The organism is Okeanomitos corallinicola TIOX110 (assembly GCF_038050375.1).
GTDB lineage: Bacteria > Cyanobacteriota > Cyanobacteriia > Cyanobacteriales > Nostocaceae > Okeanomitos > Okeanomitos corallinicola.
In genome coordinates this window covers 2783485-2803943 of the sequence record NZ_CP150886.1, presented here as the reverse complement: position 1 = coordinate 2803943, position 20459 = coordinate 2783485, and the positions used below count along the sequence as shown (strand labels likewise).

General features: G+C 37.3%; 16 protein-coding genes. 7 read left to right on the top strand and 9 right to left on the bottom strand.

Translation table 11 applies throughout. The features are described from left to right. Nucleotides 1-275 precede the first annotated feature (275 nt). The 4 genes from WJM97_RS12120 to yidD all read right to left on the bottom strand — a co-directional run bounded on the left by WJM97_RS12120 (nucleotide 276) and on the right by yidD (nucleotide 7074). Entirely contained in the window at nucleotides 276-2696 is a 2421-nt protein-coding gene (locus WJM97_RS12120; RefSeq protein ID WP_353929063.1) for a sucrose synthase, read from the bottom strand. A 598-nt stretch (nucleotides 2697-3294) separates the two neighbouring features. Continuing rightward, on the bottom strand, nucleotides 3295-5283 hold the full coding sequence (locus WJM97_RS12115) for a WD40 repeat domain-containing protein (RefSeq protein WP_353929062.1): 1989 nt from the start codon (nucleotides 5281-5283) through the stop codon (nucleotides 3295-3297). A 197-nt stretch (nucleotides 5284-5480) separates the two neighbouring features. Next, on the bottom strand, nucleotides 5481-6497 hold the full coding sequence (locus WJM97_RS12110) for a sulfate/molybdate ABC transporter ATP-binding protein (RefSeq protein ID WP_353929061.1): 1017 nt from the start codon (nucleotides 6495-6497) through the stop codon (nucleotides 5481-5483). 94 nt (nucleotides 6498-6591) lie between these two features. Continuing rightward, entirely contained in the window at nucleotides 6592-7074 is a 483-nt protein-coding gene (yidD, locus tag WJM97_RS12105; protein WP_353929060.1) for a membrane protein insertion efficiency factor YidD, read from the bottom strand. A 290-nt stretch (nucleotides 7075-7364) separates the two neighbouring features. Here yidD and chlP point away from each other — a divergent pair, with 290 nt between their 5' ends. Further along, nucleotides 7365-8585 (top strand): geranylgeranyl reductase, encoded by a 1221-nt coding sequence (chlP, locus tag WJM97_RS12100; protein ID WP_353929059.1) that lies wholly within the window; start codon nucleotides 7365-7367, stop codon nucleotides 8583-8585. Nucleotides 8586-9076: 491 nt separating this feature from the next. Continuing rightward, complete coding sequence (locus tag WJM97_RS12095; protein WP_353933158.1) at nucleotides 9077-9322, top strand: glycosyl hydrolase family 18 protein; 246 nt, start codon at nucleotides 9077-9079, stop codon at nucleotides 9320-9322. Between the two features lie 133 nt (nucleotides 9323-9455). Here WJM97_RS12095 and WJM97_RS12090 read toward each other — a convergent pair whose 3' ends face one another. The 3 genes from WJM97_RS12090 to cobS form a co-directional block, all read right to left on the bottom strand. Continuing rightward, on the bottom strand, nucleotides 9456-9878 hold the full coding sequence (locus WJM97_RS12090; RefSeq protein ID WP_353929058.1) for a nucleic acid-binding protein: 423 nt from the start codon (nucleotides 9876-9878) through the stop codon (nucleotides 9456-9458). Beyond that, the gene (locus WJM97_RS12085) at nucleotides 9875-10177 is read right to left on the bottom strand and encodes a hypothetical protein (RefSeq protein ID WP_353929057.1); all 303 of its coding nucleotides are present in this window, start codon (nucleotides 10175-10177) and stop codon (nucleotides 9875-9877) included. Before WJM97_RS12085 ends, WJM97_RS12090 begins: the two co-directional genes overlap by 4 nt. Nucleotides 10178-10687: 510 nt before the next feature. Further along, nucleotides 10688-11470, bottom strand: a complete 783-nt coding sequence (cobS, locus tag WJM97_RS12080) for an adenosylcobinamide-GDP ribazoletransferase (RefSeq protein WP_353929056.1) — start codon at nucleotides 11468-11470, stop codon at nucleotides 10688-10690. 192 nt (nucleotides 11471-11662) lie between these two features. Here cobS and WJM97_RS12075 point away from each other — a divergent pair, with 192 nt between their 5' ends. The 5 genes from WJM97_RS12075 (at nucleotide 11663) to psbM (ending at nucleotide 14353) form a co-directional block, all read left to right on the top strand. Then, nucleotides 11663-12115, top strand: a complete 453-nt coding sequence (locus WJM97_RS12075) for a hypothetical protein (protein ID WP_353929055.1) — start codon at nucleotides 11663-11665, stop codon at nucleotides 12113-12115. A gap of 132 nt (nucleotides 12116-12247) precedes the next feature. Then, the gene (gene tgt / locus WJM97_RS12070) at nucleotides 12248-13363 is read left to right on the top strand and encodes a tRNA guanosine(34) transglycosylase Tgt (protein ID WP_353929054.1); all 1116 of its coding nucleotides are present in this window, start codon (nucleotides 12248-12250) and stop codon (nucleotides 13361-13363) included. 161 nt (nucleotides 13364-13524) lie between these two features. After that, on the top strand, nucleotides 13525-13662 hold the full coding sequence (locus WJM97_RS12065; protein WP_353929053.1) for a photosystem II reaction center protein K: 138 nt from the start codon (nucleotides 13525-13527) through the stop codon (nucleotides 13660-13662). Between the two features lie 177 nt (nucleotides 13663-13839). Next, nucleotides 13840-14136, top strand: coding sequence for a 2Fe-2S iron-sulfur cluster-binding protein (locus tag WJM97_RS12060; RefSeq protein ID WP_353929052.1), 297 nt, complete (start codon nucleotides 13840-13842; stop codon nucleotides 14134-14136). Between the two features lie 103 nt (nucleotides 14137-14239). Beyond that, nucleotides 14240-14353 (top strand): photosystem II reaction center protein PsbM, encoded by a 114-nt coding sequence (psbM, locus tag WJM97_RS12055; RefSeq protein ID WP_353929051.1) that lies wholly within the window; start codon nucleotides 14240-14242, stop codon nucleotides 14351-14353. Nucleotides 14354-14447: 94 nt separating this feature from the next. Here psbM and WJM97_RS12050 read toward each other — a convergent pair whose 3' ends face one another. After that, nucleotides 14448-15299, bottom strand: coding sequence for a universal stress protein (locus WJM97_RS12050; protein WP_353929050.1), 852 nt, complete (start codon nucleotides 15297-15299; stop codon nucleotides 14448-14450). Between the two features lie 393 nt (nucleotides 15300-15692). Further along, on the bottom strand, nucleotides 15693-20306 hold the full coding sequence (locus WJM97_RS12045; protein ID WP_353929049.1) for a CHAT domain-containing protein: 4614 nt from the start codon (nucleotides 20304-20306) through the stop codon (nucleotides 15693-15695). Nucleotides 20307-20459: the final 153 nt, after the last annotated feature.

Below are 20459 nucleotides of genomic sequence, written 5' to 3'. Positions count from 1 at the left end.
GATTTTAGCGATTTTGACTTTCAAAAAATGCAAGCTTTGATGAGGTGAGAACTGAAAAACCTTGCATTTAATTCCTGCTTCAAGGAAAAATAGTTCCCATCCAACTCTTGAAACTGTCACCTGTCACCTGTCACCTGTCACCTGTCTCCACGACAAGACTTTATCAGCAAACCCTAAATATAACTAAAACTTAGACCCTGAAAGACTTCTAGCTCTGTCACCTGTCACCTGTTCCCTGTCACCTGCTATAGTTTACCTGTCCTGGAAAGAAAAGCTTAACGATGTTGATGTTGTTCTAACAATTTTTGCGCTTTGGGTTTGTAGATCAAGTAAAACAGAGCTTCTAAATAACGCAGTAAGTCTTCACGATTTTCCCTAGATGTGAAGTTCCAAAAACCATAAATCCTGGCTAGGGATAACAGCTTGGTAGTGTGAATTTTCCAAGTGTACGTACTATATACTCGCTTAATTGCTGCTTGGGAAATTGCTGACCAATAATTAGCATTTTGTTCACACTTGGAAGCAAAATCTAGGATTTTTTCGGCTGTTTCTTCTAAATTTGTAGGGTTAATGTAAAAGCCATTAACTTGATCCTGAATAATTTCTAGTGGCCCACCAAATTGGGTAGCGAAGGTTGGTAAACCGGAAATCATCGCTTCTAGAATTGTTAAACCAAAGGCTTCAAATAAAGCTGGTTGGACGAATATACCTTGGCGTTGGGCAATAACACGGTAAATTTCTCCAGAATCTGTTTTGGATAAACGTACACCTAACCAGCGAATTTTGCCGTGGAGATTATATTCATCAATGATGTGATAAAGTTTGATGATTTCTTCCCGTTCTTCGTTATCTCCAGACTCTTCTAGATGGATTTTTCCAGCTACTAAAATCAGGTTGCAATGTTCCTGCAATTCTTTACTCCTACCAAAGCATTCTGCTAAACCAGTTAAATTTTTGATCCGATCTAGACGTGCCATCGAAAATAAGGGGCGCTTGCTGGGATCATCAAGTTTACCAAAGATTTGAGATGAATCTTCTGAAGTAAACAGCATTTCCTCTAATCGCACACCATCACTCTCTACTCGATCTTCTGTGCGGGTATAGGGGAAATAGTAATTCTCATTTACTCCCGGTGGAACAACGTTAAATTTGGGGCTAAATAATTCTGTTCCGTTTACCACGTGATACAAATCTGGCATGGTGAAACATTTGTAAGATTCATACTGTCCAACGCTATCACCTGTACCCACAATTTCTTGATAAGTGCTGCTCACAACAAAGTTAGCTGCATTCATAGCAATTAAGTCAGCGGTAAATTGCAAGGAGAAATGATATTTATCATCTAGGTCTTGCCAGTAGAGGTTACTAAATAAGTATTTGGATTTTTCCAAAGCGTGAGCAATATTACACTGAGTAACTTTCATGCGTCGTGCTAGTAAAAATGCCACTAAGTTGCCATCAGTGTAGTTACCAACAATTAAGTCTGGTCTACCTTGCAGTTCTGCTAGTAGTTCTCTTTCGGAGTCAATAGCAAAGGTTTCTAGATAAGGCCAAAACTCAAACCGAGAAATCCAGTTTTGAGTCATGTTGGGATTAAATTCCCGCAGGGGTACACGCAAAATCCAGGCGTTTTCTGAACCATGGACTTTTTCTAAGCGCTGGTTACACATTGTACCATCGCTGTTGGGAATTAAGCGGGTGAGAATAATTACTTTTGGTTGGACGTTTAAGCCTTCTAAGCCAGCTAAAAGTGCATCTTCTTGTAATTGTTTTTCTAAGCTTTTCGCTTGGTCTAAAACATAAACTACCTGTCCACCTGTATCCGGTCGGCCTAAAACTCCCTCTTGTCCAAACCAGCCATGGGCTGATACTAAAACGATTCTAAATATGATTGGTAACCGGGAAATGAAACCTTCTAGAATTGTTGGATCTGGGGAGTCAATGAGTTCATCTAAAATGCTTAATGTTTCTTGCACTCGTTCAGCAGTGTTACCCCAACCTGGCTCAAAACCAATCATTTGTAGGTCAAAGCGGAACTGTTCGTAGCTTTCATTTTTGGGACGACCGCTCACAAAACCCAGGGCTTTTTTAACCTGTGCAGAAAGTTGTTTTTGTGATTTGATGCGATCATTGATTAACAATTGTACACCGTTGTAATGGTGTAACTGCAAGAAATCAAATAAACTTTCTAACCATTCATTCCGATCTTGGAATATTTTACTAGATAGATAACGGTTGAGAAATTCTACACCTTTACCTATATTTTTGGGGTCGCGGATTGTGGGTGAATAATCATAGAATGGACCAAAGTCCAATTCTAACAAATATCCATCTTGGGGATGAAATTTGTTGACAAAGCGATCGCGCAGATCCAATAATTCCTGCACTGTCATCGGAATAATTTCTAATTCTTCTGTCACCCGATAAACTTCTTGACTGGCAATTGTGGGACGGATAATAAAACAGAAGCTATACTCTTCTTGAATAATTTCCTGTGTATAGTAGATTAATTTTCCTAAATTTGATGCGGTGCAGAATTGCTCAGATTTCTGGTATTTACTACAATAATCGGAATAAACGTTGATTATATCATTTCTTAACCAGTATCTAGTTTCTTGTAAGCGGAGATCACTAAGGAAAGAACGGAAATCACTTTTTTCTTCGCTCTCAAGTAATAATTGAAGTAGTTCAGACATAATTTTCACAAATTAAATTGTTAACATTTTGTTAAGGAATCAGCATCACATACCATTTTTTTCAAAGTCGAAAAAATGTGGATTATGTGTTTTTTCGCAACTAGAATATCTATAGCACAATATTTTTGCCCATAAATACATAAAATCAATTTATCTAACTTTTGACTGATGTGAAGTAAAAATTAAATAAACCGATGATAAAGTTAATAATCTTCAAGATTTTTAATTTTTCGTGATTTTTTAAAATCAAAGATATCAATAATTTGATTTTTCGTCTGATAAAAATTTGTGTTAAGACTCTTTTTAATGAGGCTTTGTTGTTCAAATTCTGACTTGATTTACCTGAAATTTTATGTAAATAAATGTACTAAATGGAATTTTTGACAATGATAAAATAATTGGGAGTAATTACGAGATCAAAAATAAAACGAAGACAACCACTTAAACAAAGCAGCTTAATTCGTTTTAAACATAAGAGTTACTATTTAATTTGTGAATAGAAGCAAATCCGAATGTATTATAAAGATTGATAAATGGTTATTTGTGTTATGACCATTAAGTAAATATGTAAATTAATACATCCAGGACTAATCTAGTTTTATTCGGCTCTCCAAAGCTTAATGGTGTTATCAGCACTACCACTAGCTAGAGTTTTACTGTCTACACTAAAAGCCAGAGAATGAACGGTTGATGAATGTTCTAAAAGGGTGTTTGTTAGTTCTTTAGTGTATAGATGCCAGAGTTTAATGGTATTATCAGCACTACCACTAGCTAGAGTTTTACCATCGGGACTAAAAGCAATAGTTGTCACTGCATCTGTGTGGCCTGCAAATGTATGAATAGGTTCCCCAGTTGGTATATACCAGAGTTTGATAGTTTTATCATGGCTACAAGTAGCAAATGTTTGATCATCCGGGCTAATAGCTATGGAGTTAATTACATCTGAATGCTCACTAATGCTGAGAATTTCTGCCCCATTTTTAACATTCCAGAGTTTAATTGTTTTGTCACCGTCACAGCTAATTAACCTATCTCCGTTTTTGGTAAAAGCAATGGAGTTAATATAATTTTTATGATTAGTGATGGTGTAGATTAATTTTTCTTCTTTGAGATCCCATACTTTAATGGTTTTATCCATACTAGATGTGGCAAAAAGCTCTCCATTAGGACTAAAAGCTATTGCTGTTACACAACCAGAATGCTCAATGAAAGTTTTACTTTTTGAGCCATACCATAACTTAAATGTTTTGTCATAGCTACCTGAAGCAATGATGTTTCCATCATGGGAAAAGGCTACTGAAGAAACAAAGTTAGAATGGCCTGCTAAGGTGTTAGTATTTTCTCCAGTTTGTATATCCCAAATTTTAATGGTTTTATCGGCACTACCACTCACAAATGTCTTCCCTTGGGGATTTACAGCAATAGAGAAAACGTAATGAGAATGTCCATAAAGAGTGTTGACACAATGCCAGTTTTTTGGTCGCTCTTTTTGCACAGATGCTAATACTTTCAGTTCATTGTTATATGCTGCTCTGTATCTTTGTAAAATTACTCTCAGTTTTTCTAACATTCCGTCAGTCCAAACAGAAGGAAAGTCTGCGCTTAACCTAAATAACTGGGGTTCGTAGTTGGGGTTAAGGTTTAAGTAATACCAGTCTGCTAAAAATGCGGCTAGTAGTTTGTGTAGAATGACTATAGTTTGTCTAATTGCTCGCAAACTCTTGGTGTGATCAGTACCTTCTTCTTGTAATTGTTGTTGGAATTCTTCCCAGTTCCATGGTTCAAAAGATAAAGATACAGGTTCTTGAAGACCCCAGAATTTTACATTAAAATAAACTTCATGATCGGTAATATCAGTGTAAATAATAGCTGTGGGTACAGATGATAAAATAGTTTCTAATTGTTTGACTTCGGCATCAAAAATTGAACGTTCAAAGTATTTCCCATAAAATTCTACGGGACAGAAATCGCTGGTGAGAGGATAATACTTTTCTAAAAATAATTTTAGTTGATTACGAATTTCTTTTTGCAGACTATCTCGAAATGAGACCGGAAAGTCATCGCTAATATCTGGTGGTGGGACTAGCATTAATAGACGGGGTTTTTTTTGCTCGTCTCTAAAAATCCTTTGTGCTTCATCACGACTTAATATTCCCGGCCATTTATGCTGATCAAACATTCCTTGAATTTCTTGTTGTTTAATCTCCAGTTCTTTAACAGTATTTTCTCTGCTTAGGTCTAAATATAAAGCACTTAATCTATATCTATCTGCTATCTCGTCTCTCTTCAATTGGAGTAATTTTTCCTGGCGTTCCGATACTAATGCAATTTCTGTATTGTCAGAATCTTCTATCTGTGCATAACTTTCTTGCAATTGCAAAAATTCTGATTTTCTGGCTTCCCTACGCTGGTAGTAATCTATTTCTGCTTGAATTAGCCGCTGATCTTGTCTGACTTTTTGAAGCGAATAAGGCAGCTTAATCTCGTTTTCTTTGATCAGGGTTTGGTTAATGAATGTGGAAACGATTCTGTTTGTGGTATTAGTGACAAAATCTACAGCAGCACCAAGAATATCAAGTGATGACATATTAACTTATAAAACAAAGGAAATTAATACTTTAGTCAATTCTAACCATTAAATTCCTTAATGTATCCGTGTGACATGATTTTAATCACCACAAATTATACTTTTGTGTACTCTAAACCCACTCCTGTAACCTTCGATAAGGTAAACTTTGAGGCTGATTTATCCTTGGTAGAAGTGGGTTTAAGGCTAATTTGACTCTATATTGAATAATACAAGGGAAAGGATTTTGTATCTTTGGGTTTTACATACACACGTTCTTCAGGTTTGAGTTGTAATTCATCAAAACGTTCACGTGTTAAGTGGGCTGTAAAGGTTTGTCCATCATCTAATCTTAATTCTACTTGAATTTCCCAGCCTAAATGAATTACTCGATGCACTGTAGCTGGTGCTGTTGTCCCATTTGCTATTCTTTCTATGATTACATCCTGAGGACGGACGAATATTTCTGGGTTGGCTGAATCGAAACCACTACTCTGGAAAATCTTGGCAGAACTGGGTAAAACATTTACAGGCCCAATAAAACTCATGACGAAAGCAGAAGCTGGATGATCATAAATTTCTGCGGGAGTTCCGACTTGTTCGACTCTACCTTTGTTCATGACGACAATTTCATCGGAGACTTCCATGGCTTCCTCTTGGTCATGGGTGACAAAGACTGTGGTAACGTGAACTTCGTCATGGAGACGACGCAACCAAGCTCTCAAGTCTTTACGAACTTTAGCATCTAACGCGCCAAATGGTTCATCTAGTAATAATACGTTTGGTTCTACGGCCAGCGCTCTTGCTAAAGCTACTCTCTGTCTTTGTCCTCCAGACAGTTGGGAAGGGTAGCGATCGCCTAATCCACTCAATTGGACTAAATCTAATAACTGTTCAACTTTACCCTTTATTTTCTTTTGCGGTGCTTTACGAATTTCTAAACCAAAAGCTATGTTTTGCTTGACTGTTAAGTGTTTAAATAACGCATAATGCTGAAATACAAATCCGATATTTCTTTCTTGTACGCTTTGGTATGTGGCATCTTTACCAGTTAGAAGAATTTTGCCACTATCTGGCATTTCTAAACCCGCAATTAAACGCAGAAGAGTAGACTTGCCAGAACCGGATGGACCTAATAAAGCCACTAATGAACCGCTATTAATTTCTAAACTAACTTGATCAACAGCTTGGAAGCTGCCGAACTGTTTTGATATATTCTCAACTACTATGCCCACTGGTTTTACACCTCTGTAACTAATCTACGGTTCATGGGTAGGATTACTGTACTTTATTTTATATCACATTTTGAATTCGGGAAATTACAGAAAATTACCAGCCACAACTTGCACAATCTAAAATCCCACAATCTAAAACTCCACAATCTAAAACCCCAAAATCTAAACCACTACAGGATGAGGAAACACATCCTTCACAACTTATTTGAGCGCAAGCAGTTCCTAAATCCGCAACAAGACTATCTTGACAAGATGATTTAGGTATTGTCGGCTGTTGTTTCTTTTCTTGTTGACTTTCCTCAGTTTCCTCTGCTTGGGATCTGAGAATCAGATGAGCTTGTTTACAACTTTGAAATCTTAGACGTGATTTAACCAAGGCAGTTTTTAAACCCTCTTTAGCAATAACTTGTTTAATATATTGAGAACAAGACTCACTACCATACAAAACTCGATGAGCGCAAGCAAAACCTTTATGGGGAGAAAGATATTTTTGATATCCGGTAATTGCGGAAACACTTATGCTTCTGATAGCAGAATCCGATACAGAAGCTGGGATAAGAAATATGTTTTTATTCATAAAATTACTTACTTGGGCATGATCTAGGTTACTGTTGTTTTTTAATTACAAATTACAAACTACAAATTACTTACCTAAACCTAGTAAGCAATCCATCAATAAGTATTTATTTTAGTTACCATTGACTCATATCTACTAATAATCCCGGAGAGAGTGTTTTTTACTTCAGCAAATATGACGAAATGTTAAGGATTATTGCAATTCTGCTAAAACATTAAGCCTGAGCGTCAAATCAACCGAAAGTCCATGATAGGATTCTTTGGGTAAATGTGAAAATAGGGAGAAAACCTTTGACACTACGGGTTGCAGTTGTTGGTTCAGGTCCTGCTGGTTCATGCGCTGCTGAAACATTAGCAAAAGCTGGCATCGAAACATATCTATTTGAGCGGAAGCTTGATAACGCTAAACCCTGCGGGGGTGCTATTCCCTTGTGCATGGTTAGTGAATTTGAACTACCTCCAGAAATTATTGACCGTCAAGTACGGAAAATGAAAATGATTTCTCCCTCTAACCGTGAGGTAGATATCAATCTGGTAAATGAAGATGAATATATCGGAATGTGCCGTCGTGAAGTATTGGACGGCTTTTTGCGGGATCGGGCAGCTAAACTAGGCGCGACATTAATTAACGCCACTGTTCGTAAACTTGATATGCCCACAAATAACACTGACCCCTATACAATTCATTATTTTGATCATTCCAACGGCGATGCTGAAGGAACTCCAAAAACTCTGAAGGTAGATTTAGTCATTGGAGCAGATGGTGCAAATTCCCGTATTGCTAAGGAAATGGATGCTGGGGATTACAATTATGCGATCGCTTTCCAAGAAAGAATTCGCATTCCTGAAGATAAGATGGCCTACTACAGCGATATGGCGGAAATGTATGTAGGTGATGATGTTTCTACTGACTTCTACGCTTGGGTATTCCCCAAATATGACCACGTAGCAGTTGGTACGGGTACAATGCACGTCAACCAAAGAGATATTAAAAAATTACAAGCTGGTATTCGCGCTCGCGCTGCGGACAAATTAGCTGGTGGTCAAATTATCAAGGTAGAAGCTCATCCAATTCCTGAACATCCCCGTCCTCGTCGTGTAGTTGGCCGCATTGCTTTAGTTGGTGATGCTGCTGGTTATGTTACCAAGTCTTCTGGGGAAGGTATTTACTTTGCGGCTAAGTCTGGCCGGATGTGTGCAGAAACCATTGTGGAAATTTCTAACAATGGTGCGCGTATCCCTTCTGAGAAAGAATTGAAACTTTACCTCAAGCGTTGGGATAAGAAATACGGTTTAACCTACAAGGTTTTGGATATTCTGCAAACCGTGTTCTACCGTTCCGATGCCACACGGGAAGCATTTGTAGAAATGTGTGATGACATGGATGTACAAAAGCTAACTTTTGATAGTTATTTGTACAAAACTGTAGTTCCAGCTAATCCTATTACGCAGTTAAAAATTACAGCTAAAACTATTGCTAGTTTGTTGCGTGGTAATGCTCTTGCACCTTAATTTTAGGTGATAGGTGACAGGTGACAGGTGACAGAGAATATAGATTTTTTATTTTTTTCTCACTCCTGGATATCCTGACTGCTGTAGGGGGTTGAGTAAAACCTATCACCCGACAGGGAATGAATTCCCAGTCTCATAGCAAAAGTCATCTAAAGATGACTAAACATCAGGAAAATTAATTAGTCCGTTTTAACGGACTTGAGCTATGAGACAGAGAATTTATTCTCTGGCGGGTGCGAAAGCTAACTATTTTCTCACCACTGGTTTGCTGTTACTAAAAATTCACAAACGGGTCAAGACTTTGGTAAAAATTATTCTGCACATATTCTATAATCAAAGGCTGTAAGGTGTATTGACCTGCTATTTTTTCAATTAGACAACGTGAATATATATTGTCTATTGCTTGAAAAAGATCAGATGTGGAAATATGAGGTAATTTATTGATGAAAGAATTAATTGTGAATGGCTGCTGATGAGTTGCGAAATGGTATATTATTTGTTGTTCTAATTATGAATATTTCTGGGATGATAGTGCTAAAGTACCCTATCTCTACAATTCTACGACCAAAGAGTTTTTTACTTACGAAGATACAAATTCTATTGGAGCGAAAACAGATTACGTCAAAAACTTAGGACTTGGTGGTGCTTTCTTCTGGGAAACACCTGGAGATTTGCTCCTAAGTAATCCTGATTCTTTAATCAATGCTGCTGCTACCAATTTGGAAATTATGATTTAGGGCAAATAAATTGTAGAGATGTTTAATGAAATGTCTCTACATCGCCATTACCCGATCCTGTAATTGATTTAAAATGTAGGGGTTGAGCTTTTGTTTTACCCTTACCCAATGTCAAACTTCTAATAATTCGTAGTCATTTCAAATCATGCAAATTAATAACATTGAAAGGTTGAGAATCATTGATGAGATAAAAGAAAAAATCTGAATCTAAAGTCAATATTCTGTTTATTCCCAGACATTCAGCAGCAATCACAAGAGTTCCATCTGCAAGATCCATTGGACGATCTTGATACTTCTTCATTAATTCAAATAGACGTTCATAATCTGTTATTTTAATTTCATAAAAAGTTAACATATTGTTAATTATTAGCTTTCCCAACTGATTTTGCATTACCCATCCTCCACGATGCAAAGCTAGATACATTGCTTCTGTAAAACATGGCCATGTCGTAATCAATGGCGTTGAAAGTTTAGTTACTGCTTTCCTGATAGATTCGTGTTGAGGTTGTGTTTGATCAACAAGAGCAAAAAGAGGACCAGCATCACAGAGAATCATATATCAAAGCCTTGACTTCTATATTTTTTCAGTAGTGCTGAACCATAATCATCTCCTGGAGAATCAGCAGGTAAAATTTCTAGTTGTTCAACTTCTTTTAACCAATTATTCCACTTCATCTGTATATCTTGTTGATTATTTTCCTGAATATCACTATGCTGAAAACTCAAACTTAATGGAGGCTGAATCATTAAATCAATCTCACTTTCTTCTGGACATTGACGTAAATATTCCCTAACTTCTGGGGGAAGAATTAATAAACCTTCTTTGACTTCTAACCTAAATATTTTCCTACTCATCTTTAAATTACCTAACAGAAAATTTTGGTTCTGCTCCTCTAGGATATTCTATTATTAGTAGCAGGAGATTTGTTAAAACCTAGTCAGTTTTGTTAAAGCTATCTCTCATCCCACATTTACTCAATTCTGTCAATAGTAAAAATATACCAGCCTGTTATATCTAATCCAGACCACTAAAAAATAGTTTTTCAACTCACCATATTTCTGTAAAGTTTCTTAAAGTCTAATTTCCACTAAATTCCTCAAACCCAGATATATCAATATTTATAAAAATTAACTTTTGTAAAAACGCAAAAATAGTTACAAAAATCCAATTATGAAAATTTCCAAAATCATAGCAAATCCCTGAAAGTATTGCAAGCTCGTTGGCTAATAAAAATAATTCTCAATTAATTATTAAGAAAATCTAAAGGCAAATAGCAGTAAATTATGAATGTTAAAACTAATATCTGTTAATTATAAGATTGTTTTATGATTAAGCTTAAACTTATCTATGCTCATACTATTTTCTTAGAAAACCGTCATCACACACAAAAACAAAGCCTCAGTCCATTCTACCACCGCACCATAGGTATCTCCTGTATGTCCACCTAATTTATAATTAAACCAAGCCGGGGTTAAAAGAGCGATCGCACTCCCTCCCACAGTCATAGCTATGGCTAAATACAAATTCTGGTGATTAATTACCCAAACCAAAATACTCAAACCCAGCAACAAAAACCAACTTGGTAATATATCTGTGTACGATTGAATAGCTTGTTTATGAAATGCACCCTTACCAGTAGGTTTCAAATAAGGATATTGCCAAATAGCCACCTGTTGTCCCCAACGTCCCCAACCACAAGCCGCCATTAATAACAAATAGCGATTTTCTGATATATCAAATAACGCCGCAGTTTTTATCAGTACAATAGCTACCGCTACCATCGCCCCAAAAGCACCCGTAGCACTATCAGCCATAACTTGTAAACGTTTGTCTGGATTACCAACCGCCAAACCATCAGCAGTATCCATTGCCCCATCTAAATGCAGACCCCCTGTAATAGCTATCCAAGTTATTACTAATAAAACTGTACGGGTTAATACTGGAATACTTAAGTAATTAATTATTATATCTAATAAACCTAAAATTCCTCCAATCATCAAACCTACTACTGGAGCTAAAAAAGCCACATTCTGGAAATCTAAGCCCTTGATATAGGGAAGCGGAATACAAGTATAAAATAATATAGAAGCAATAACCTGTAAAAATTGCTGTTTGCAGAATTCCCAAGCTTGACGAAAATAGATCATAGAAAAAATCAGTGATTCAAATACAGAATCAAAATTTACTGTAAAAAGTTGAGATGAAATCTGGGAATTTTCATGGACGATCACCATATAAAGTTGATATTTTGGAAATGTAGGGTTTTGTCCAGTCCAAAAGCTAGTCCATTCACTTTTTAGCTGTGTTGTAACTCACCTTCCCTAAATTTTTATTTCTCTATGAGTCATCATCTACCCAACACCAGGATACCAGCCCCTTGTATTGTAAATACTGGGACTATTGTAAATAAACTCGATATCCGCAGACTATTGACTGATTTAGGTCCTGTTCATTATGTCTACACCCAAGAAAATAAACTACTCAGCGAGGGTGACGGAGATGTAATGGAAGTATTTGCCCATGACCAACGGTCTACTTTAGTCGCTAATAATGCTTTATATCTGAATATATATAGTTTTGACTATCTGGAATTAAAGCAGTCTCCTCAACAGGAAACATACTTTGATTTAATTCAAGAAGATTTTTGTTTGCGTTTAATTCCTCTATCTACACCTTTACAGGAACGGTGCGATCGCCATTTTAATACCGGAGCAATAGAAGCAATGATGGATCAAGTGCTATCGGCTCGATGGGATGCGGAAATTGACGATGATTGTTCTGATTGCTTTTGACTTAGAAATAATATACCCAATTGCACTGTAGTATATAGCAGGGTCTAACCCCTAATTACCATTAATCAGTATTGGGCAATTTATTCCTTCAGAAATATTACCCAATGCCTAATCCCCCATGCCCAATCTCCCATGCCGAATTTTTCTTTTCAACTTCTAGCTACCTGTAGTCAGACAAAAGCTAGAGTCGGTGTATTTTCCACACCCCACGGAATTGTAGAAACTCCCAGATTTATGCCTGTGGGAACACTGGCAAATGTGAAAACCATTACCCCTAACCAACTCAAAGATACAGGGGCGCAGATGGTACTATCTAATACTTATCATTTACATCTACAACCAGGAGAAGCAATTGTGGCTGGGGGTGGGGGACTACACAAATTCATGGGCTGGAATGGTCCGATGCTCACAGACTCCGGGGGATTCCAGGTTTTTAGTTTAAGCGAAATGAGAAAAATTACAGAGGAAGGTGTAACTTTTCGCTCTCCCCACGATGGGAAAATTATTAACCTTACCCCAGAACGTTCTATAGAAATTCAGAATATTTTAGGGGCGGATGTAATTATGGCTTTTGATGAATGTCCCCCCTATCCTGCTACTCGCCAAGAGGTGGAAGCAGCTACTAGCAGAACTTACCGATGGCTAGAACGTTGTATAGCAGCACATCAACGCACAGATCAGGCTCTGTTTCCTATTGTTCAAGGGGGAGTGTATTTAGATTTACGCGCCCGTGCTGCGACAGATTTAGCTAAGTTAGATATGCCAGGGTTTGCTATTGGTGGGGTGAGTGTGGGTGAACCAACGAAGTTAATGGCAGAAATAGTCAAAACTACAGCCCCACTTTTACCTCATAATAAGCCTCGTTATTTGATGGGTGTGGGTACTTATCGAGAAATGGCCATTGCGATCGCCTCTGGTGTAGATTTATTTGACTGTGTGATTCCCACCCGTTGGGCAAGACATGGTACGGCTATAGTTAATGGTGAAAGATGGAATTTAAAAAATGCTAAGTTTCGAGAAGATTTTACACCATTAGATGAAACTTGCCCTTGTTATGCCTGTGCAAACTTTACCCGTGCTTATATTTCCCATTTAGTGCGATCGCAAGAAATATTAGCTTATACATTATTAAGTATTCACAACATTACCGAACTAATCCGCTTTACCCAAAAAATTAGAGACTCAATTTTGAGCGATCGCTTTGTTCAAGACTTTGGCCACTGGCTAAAAGATGAGGATGACAGGTGACAGGTGCTACGCCACGGTGACAGGTGACAGAAAAAAGTAGGGGAAAGCATTAATTTTGTTCCCAATGCCCAATAACTAATAACTAATACCTAATAACTAAATCATGTTAAAATGCTTCTCAAATATGAAATCTGTATTGAATTAGTTGGATTTAGACAAACATGGAAGTCGCTCTTTTATTAGCAAAACTGCCTGAAGCTTACCAAATCTTCAACCCCTTGGTAGATGTTCTCCCTGTAATTCCTGTTTTCTTCTTGTTGCTGGCTTTTGTTTGGCAAGCAGCAGTTGGTTTCAGATAAATTAATTGAGCATCAATTGTCAGGGCAGGTAAATTACACCTGTCCTAATTTTGTGCTAAACAGTGCTTATTATTTCTTAATATTTTGCAATAAAATAACATAATTAAGTAAAATAATGTAACGAGCATGACAAAAAATCAATAACAACGTCTACGAAAAAACTTAGAGAGGGTAAATATGGGAAACATCAAATTTATTAAAGAAAATAAAGAAATCATTGCAGCTGATGGTGCAAACTTGCGACTCAAAGCTATAGAAAATGGGATTGATATCTATAAATTTTGGGGAAAAATGACAAACTGCGGTGGTGCTGGACAATGTGCCACCTGTATTGTTGAAATAGTTGCAGGACTAGAAAACCTTTCACCCCGTACCGATGTAGAGAATAGAAAATTTAAGAATAAACCAAATAATTATCGTTTAGCCTGTCAAACTCTAGTAAATGGACCTGTCAGCGTCGTTACTAAACCTTAACCAAGGAATGTACCAAAATAGAAAATTGGGGATAACTCTGTCGTCTATGATGCTATTCTAAAATTGTTGACTGAAAATCAATATAAAGAGAGGCTATCTTGCCATGCAAGTGAATGACCTGGGGTTTGTAGCAAGTATTTTATTTGTACTTGTTCCCGCCGTTTTTTTAATAATGCTTTACATCCAAACTGCCAGCCGCGAAGGTGGAAAAAACTAACAGTTTGGTGATTGGTGATTGGTGATAGGGAAAAAGCAAGAAGCAAAAGTCAATGTATTTTCCTCAGTCACCATTCCCAATCTTCAACAACTATTTATGCGACAGTTCTTGCTAATAAAACTGGACAAGTTGCATTAACTCGCACGTAGTCAGACAAAGAAGAGCCGATAAGTCTGTCTAAATCTACAAAACTCTTGGCAATAGAAGGCCGACGGTCTGGAGAACCAAGCAATAACAAATCTACATTCAGTTCTTCAGCCAGGCGACAGATTTCTTCACCAGGTTTACCACTACTTGTTATACAACGGACAGGAATACTTTGTTTTTCAGCCAAGTTGACAGCATTACCCAAAACTGAATTTCTTTCTGGTTTAATATCAGTAATTCCCGATATCTTACCACCCAAGTCAGTATTGATATTAGCCAAAATCAACTGGCTACCTGCAACATCTCTGAGCATAAATAAAGCTAAATTCAAGCAATTTTGCGCTGATTCAGAATTATCCACTGCCACCATAACGCGCTTGATTCTTTTGACATAAATGTCATCTTTAACCAGCAACATAGGACGAGAGGATAACTGAAAAACATATTGGCTGACAGAGTTACCTAAAATTGACTGTAGCCGTTTTAGTCCTCGTGAACCCATGATAATCAAGTCAGCGTCTACTTCGTCAGCCACTTGACAAACTACATTTTTAGGATCTCCTTGTCGTAAAATAGAAGATACCTGGCTAGGGTCGTAGTTTAAATACTGAATTGCATTAGCCAAAATTTTACCGCCTTCTTCCCATTTCTGAGTCATTGCAGCCTCAGAGCTTTGTGAAGGTACGACGTGTAGAACTGTAACCCTTGCAGATTGAATAGATGGCATTTCCTTCAATGTCTTCATCATTTCTTCTGCGTGTCCCAGTCCAGAGACAGCCAGCAAAATTTTTTGTATCATCTTCGGTAATTTTGTAAGGGTTTCTGTGGGTTTCTCTGCTTGTACTGAGAATCAGAATTGATGTTCTCAAATTCGTACAAAAACCTAGTTAGCAAATAAGCACAGACGAATTTCCGCTTTTAGCATCTAGCATTTAGTTTTCAATCTTTAGCACCAAAACTAATCAATGACTAAAAAACTAATAAAAGTTTTAGTTTGTGTGTGCTTAATTACCAAAAAGTACAACTAGGTTTTCGCTAAATTCAGCATACTCTCAATTTACCTCAATCAACTTTACGAAATATGATGTTAACTATTATTTTTAACTTCCATTAATTTTTGTTAAATATTTAGATTTGTGAGTTTATTAATTAAGTTAGAAAATAGGTAACAGTGAACAGACTGATAACTGATTTACCAAGGATTACCAACCATCGTAAAAGCTGCCCAATAATAAGGATGTGCCAGAGACTGATTAGGTTGTTGAATGCTTTCGGTTGGTAGGGGTAAGTCACCAACTTCTTTTATCCCTTGTAACTTACCATCCTTTAAATAAACCTGTCCTTTTGCCATTGCAACTTGTGCTTGTCTGAGAGCATCAGCGCGAATTGGGGAAGTTTTCAAACTCTCATAAAATTTAGTCATTAATGCCGCTGTCCCAGTATCACCAACAGCCCAAAGACTAGCTACACTGGTTTTCACACCTGCCAAAACTGCTAAACCAGCAAAACCAATTTCCGCTTCTTCATTACCTAAAGCACTTCTGCAAGCACTTAAAACTAACATTTCCACTTGAGGATTATTAAAACCTAATTGACGTATTTGGTTTAAACGTAGTTTATTATCCCACAGTTGAATATAAGAATTATCCACAGCACCACTAAGAAAATCTGCATGGGTAGCTAGGTGGATAATACCAAAAGGTTGTTGACGACGCAGAGATTGAAGATTATCAATAGTTGCTTGTTGGTTGAGTAATAATTTACCAGACCAGAGTTTATTAATCAGAGTTGTGATTTCTAAGGGAACTGCTGGTAAAGGTTCTTGTCCTTGGGTACTTTGAGAAACACCCATAGCTAAAACTTGAGATTTTTTAATGTCTGTATACAGCGTATTAGTTAGAGATAAACTAGGCATTAAACCAATGCTGTATTTTTCCACCAAAAACCCTTGACCATCATGAAGTGCTGCTATAGGGGTAGAACGTAAACCCACATCAGGTAAAAATACTAGATTTTGAATTCCTTGGGTTTGTAAATCTGCCTCTATCGGTTCAATTATCCAACTGTAGAGTTTTTGAGCAGGTTTTAAGTAAGTTGTACGGGTACGATATTGGGGTGCAACAACTTGTTCGCGGAATTCTTTAGCAACTTTGAGAATTTCCGATTTGGTAACGTTAGGAACTCGCTTGCGGATGGGTTTACCAGTAGCAGTGACAACGACAATTTCTAATTGTTCTGTTACTTGTTCACTGAGAAGTTTTGACTGTTTATTACCAACCGATGCTGAAATAATTTCTACAGGGACAAAACTGAGATAGATAAATGCAGGTTTAACACCTGTGGCTTTTTCGATGTTTGCAGCAATCTCACCAGCTTCATTAATAGTTGTAGTTTTTTGAGGAATAGGTATACCTAATTGACTGGTGAAACTATCTGTGAATTTATCTTCAGGAATCGGTTCAGAATTGAGAATAGTGGTGGTTGTTGGAGTTGTAGGATTTTCAGGGACACTTGGTTCTTCTCCTGGTAGTTCTTCACACTGGAAACTACAAGGTTCTGGTTCTGTGGGAGTTTCTGGTTCTGTAGGAGTTTCGGGAATAGTTTCAGTAGGATTGATATTAATTGCGACTGTTACAGGTGTGGAAGTAGAAACGATATCGCTCGATTTCACTGTAAAAGCATCAATTGAACCTGTTGTATTTGCTGGTGGAGTGTAGGTTAATGTCTCACCCACAGATATGGTATTTCCTGGTGCTAAAACTGTATCACCTCTTGTGAGTGTACCAGTCAAAATAGAATCAATTTCTACCGTTGTATTATCACCGTTAACATCATTGGTAGTAGCTGCAAATGTAAAATTGACAGGCTGATTTGCTTCCACATTAAATGATATGGGTGAAGTTGCAGAGATAGTAGGAGGTGTATTTACAGAAGTGATTGTAATTCCTGTTGGTGTACCAGTTGCATCACCACCATTGGGTAAAACAGGGAAAGTACCATTAGATATTGCTTCATCACCACGATTTAGTGTACCTACAACACCATTAGTTACACCAGTAGTTCCCACTGTGAATGGAACGTTATCTGCACCACCATCATGTTGAATTGTGATTGTTCCACCTGCACCGGAAATTGGGAATAAAGTAGGAATGGAGAAACCTGTATTTTCAAATGCACCTGTGGCAATGGTATTGTTAAAGCTATCAGATCCTGTACCTTGAATTAAACCATTAGTAATAATTTCAACATTACCGCCTTGAACTGAGCTACCTGTATTATTCGTTATAATTCCAGTATTAATAGTATCAAATTGAATTGTGCTTCCAAAGGAATTGGTGGTAGTTAGACCCACATTACCACCAATAATATCAAGAGTGCCGTCTATAGAATTAGTAGTTACAGATGTATCAATTGCACCGTTGACAGTAATATTTTCTCTAGCACTTAAACTAACTGCTCCCCCTCTACCTACAAAAATACTGCCTCCATTTCTATTTACAGATGAATTGATAATACCAGCAGTAATGCTACCGTTATTACTTGTAATTTCGACAATACCTGCTCTGCTACCGCTAGTTTGTACAGTAGCGTTACTATTATTAATGGAAGTAATAATGTTACCTACATTAATATCACCACTAGCAGATAAAGTAACATTACCGCTGTTGCTTAAAGAGCCAACATCCAAGAAAGAGTCGCTGGTTTCTAGGTTTCCTAAATTTAAGCTGACACCAGAAATACTAATTGCTCCCCCAAGGGTTCTGATGGTGTTAGAGGGGTTAACAAAATTTACTGCACCAGTAGTTGATGTCAAGCTAAAACTACCACTTTCACCCAAGTTTAATGTCGCTATCCCAGGGGTAGTTACTCCCGGTGTTTCCCCTGTGATGGCATTAATAGTAATATCTCCCGTCGCTTGTAAGTTAATATTTGCACCAACATCTAAACTTGCTAATGTTCCCCAAGAAATGGTATTTGCACCATTATCTGCATCTCCCGAAGCAATTGTACTGGTAAAGGAACTATCAAAACTACCCTCGTTTGCCGGAGCATCAATGATAGTGATAGTGGTGGGGTCTAATAATAAAGTACCTTTTTGACCATTAACCGCTGTGGTATCTACTAGGCCGTTGAAAGTTAAATAATTTTTACCAGATACTTCTACAAAACCACCGTTACCGGCGTTTGCACCACCACGAGCAGTAATATTACCGAAAAACTTTGTACCGTTATCAGCCCAGATAATACCTATGCCACCATTACCATTAGTAGTGCTGTCTAAGGAAATCAAGGATTGATTATCTACGTAAGTATTAGTAGCATTGGGTAATTTTCCCTGTCCTTGTAAATCTCCCCCAACCAGGACTTTACCACCACCATTAGTCCCAGAGGCATTAATTTTGGTGTTGATTACAGCAACTTGATCACCCAGAATATTTACTTGCCCGCCTGTATTTCCAGATACATCTACATTGCCAGAAACAATACTTATACCGGGTGTTGTGGGGAGTTTGGTATCAGAACCATTGACCTGGACTGTACCATCAGAGTTAGCGATTAAGCCTGTATTACCGACTGTGAGTAATTCTGGTAAAGAAGCTACTGATAAAATTGGGCTATTTGGTTGATTTTGTCCAGAAATAGGTTGAAATTCTAAACTGAGTAAATTTCCTGGTTGAGTTAACCTGACTAAATTTTCTCCGGGTACGGATGTAACTGTAATTTGTCCCTCTGGTGCTGAAAGTTCACCAGTATTGACTACTGTTCCACCTAAAAGATTTAAACTTTGTCCTGTACCAACTTCTAAATTACCGCTGTTGATAATTGCGCCTTGCTGATTCATAGTAAAAGCAAAACTGTCAGGATTTCCCACTAGGACACTGTAGTCATTTGTACCAAAAGCATTTAACCAATTTTCACCAAAACCGATTCCATTGGCGGTGGTAGCAGTAAAAGCACTAGGTACATTTAAGCTGGCATTGTTACCAAAAATAAATCCAGCAGGATTCATTAAGTAAAGGTTGGCGTTACTACCAGTGACTTGAATTAAACCATTGATAATGGAAACATTGCCACCAGTAATTCTACCCAGAATATTTTGAATATTGGGGTTAGAGAGAAAATTGGCTATTTGTCCTTGGGTTAAGCCAAATTCTTGGAAACTATGGAATAGATTAGCACCTGATGTTGTCCCACCATTGATGTTAATAGTGTTACCATTATTGTTGACGTTTGTACCTGTACCATCAGCATTAGGAACTATTTGAGCGTGAGATAGTTCTGTGGTGAAAAGTCCAATGAGGGGGAGAATGTAGGGTGTCAAACGCCAAAATACTGATTTAATCGTTTTAGTTGCATTATTGAAAACACTGATTTGGGATTTTTGAGGTTTTGGGGAAATTGGATGACTGGTAACTACACAAAAACTCTTGACTCTGCGTTCTCTGCGTCCTCTGCGGTTCGATATTCCGTGACTCGTGAGTAAATCCTGTTTCAGTGTAGCTATAGTATTTTCTATTGCTTGGGGGTGCAGGATTTCATCACTTTTTACAAAACTTATATAAATACCTTTATAAAGACCTTGAGTTTTGGATATTGCTTGTTCTTGAGATGGAGCTATTACCTTGACTCTACAGTCTTTTTGAGTATATTCATGGGTAATATCCACTAATTTATCCGTAGAACCATCATCGCACACCAATATTTCTAAATTTTGCCGTGTTTGCTTGATAATACTAGTGATTGCATTTCCAAGATTAGATTCTCGGTTGTAATTGATGATGATAACGGATATCAGTGGTAACATCTAAATTGACTCCGAAGTTTTGCTCTTATGACAATATAATGCTAGAAATATCACTTAGGTGCAACCTTAGTTAGATATTTTTTGTTAAATATTTTTTACTGAAAAATTTTGTTAAGTTTTTTAATCTCAAAATGAAAATGAATTATGCTGAAA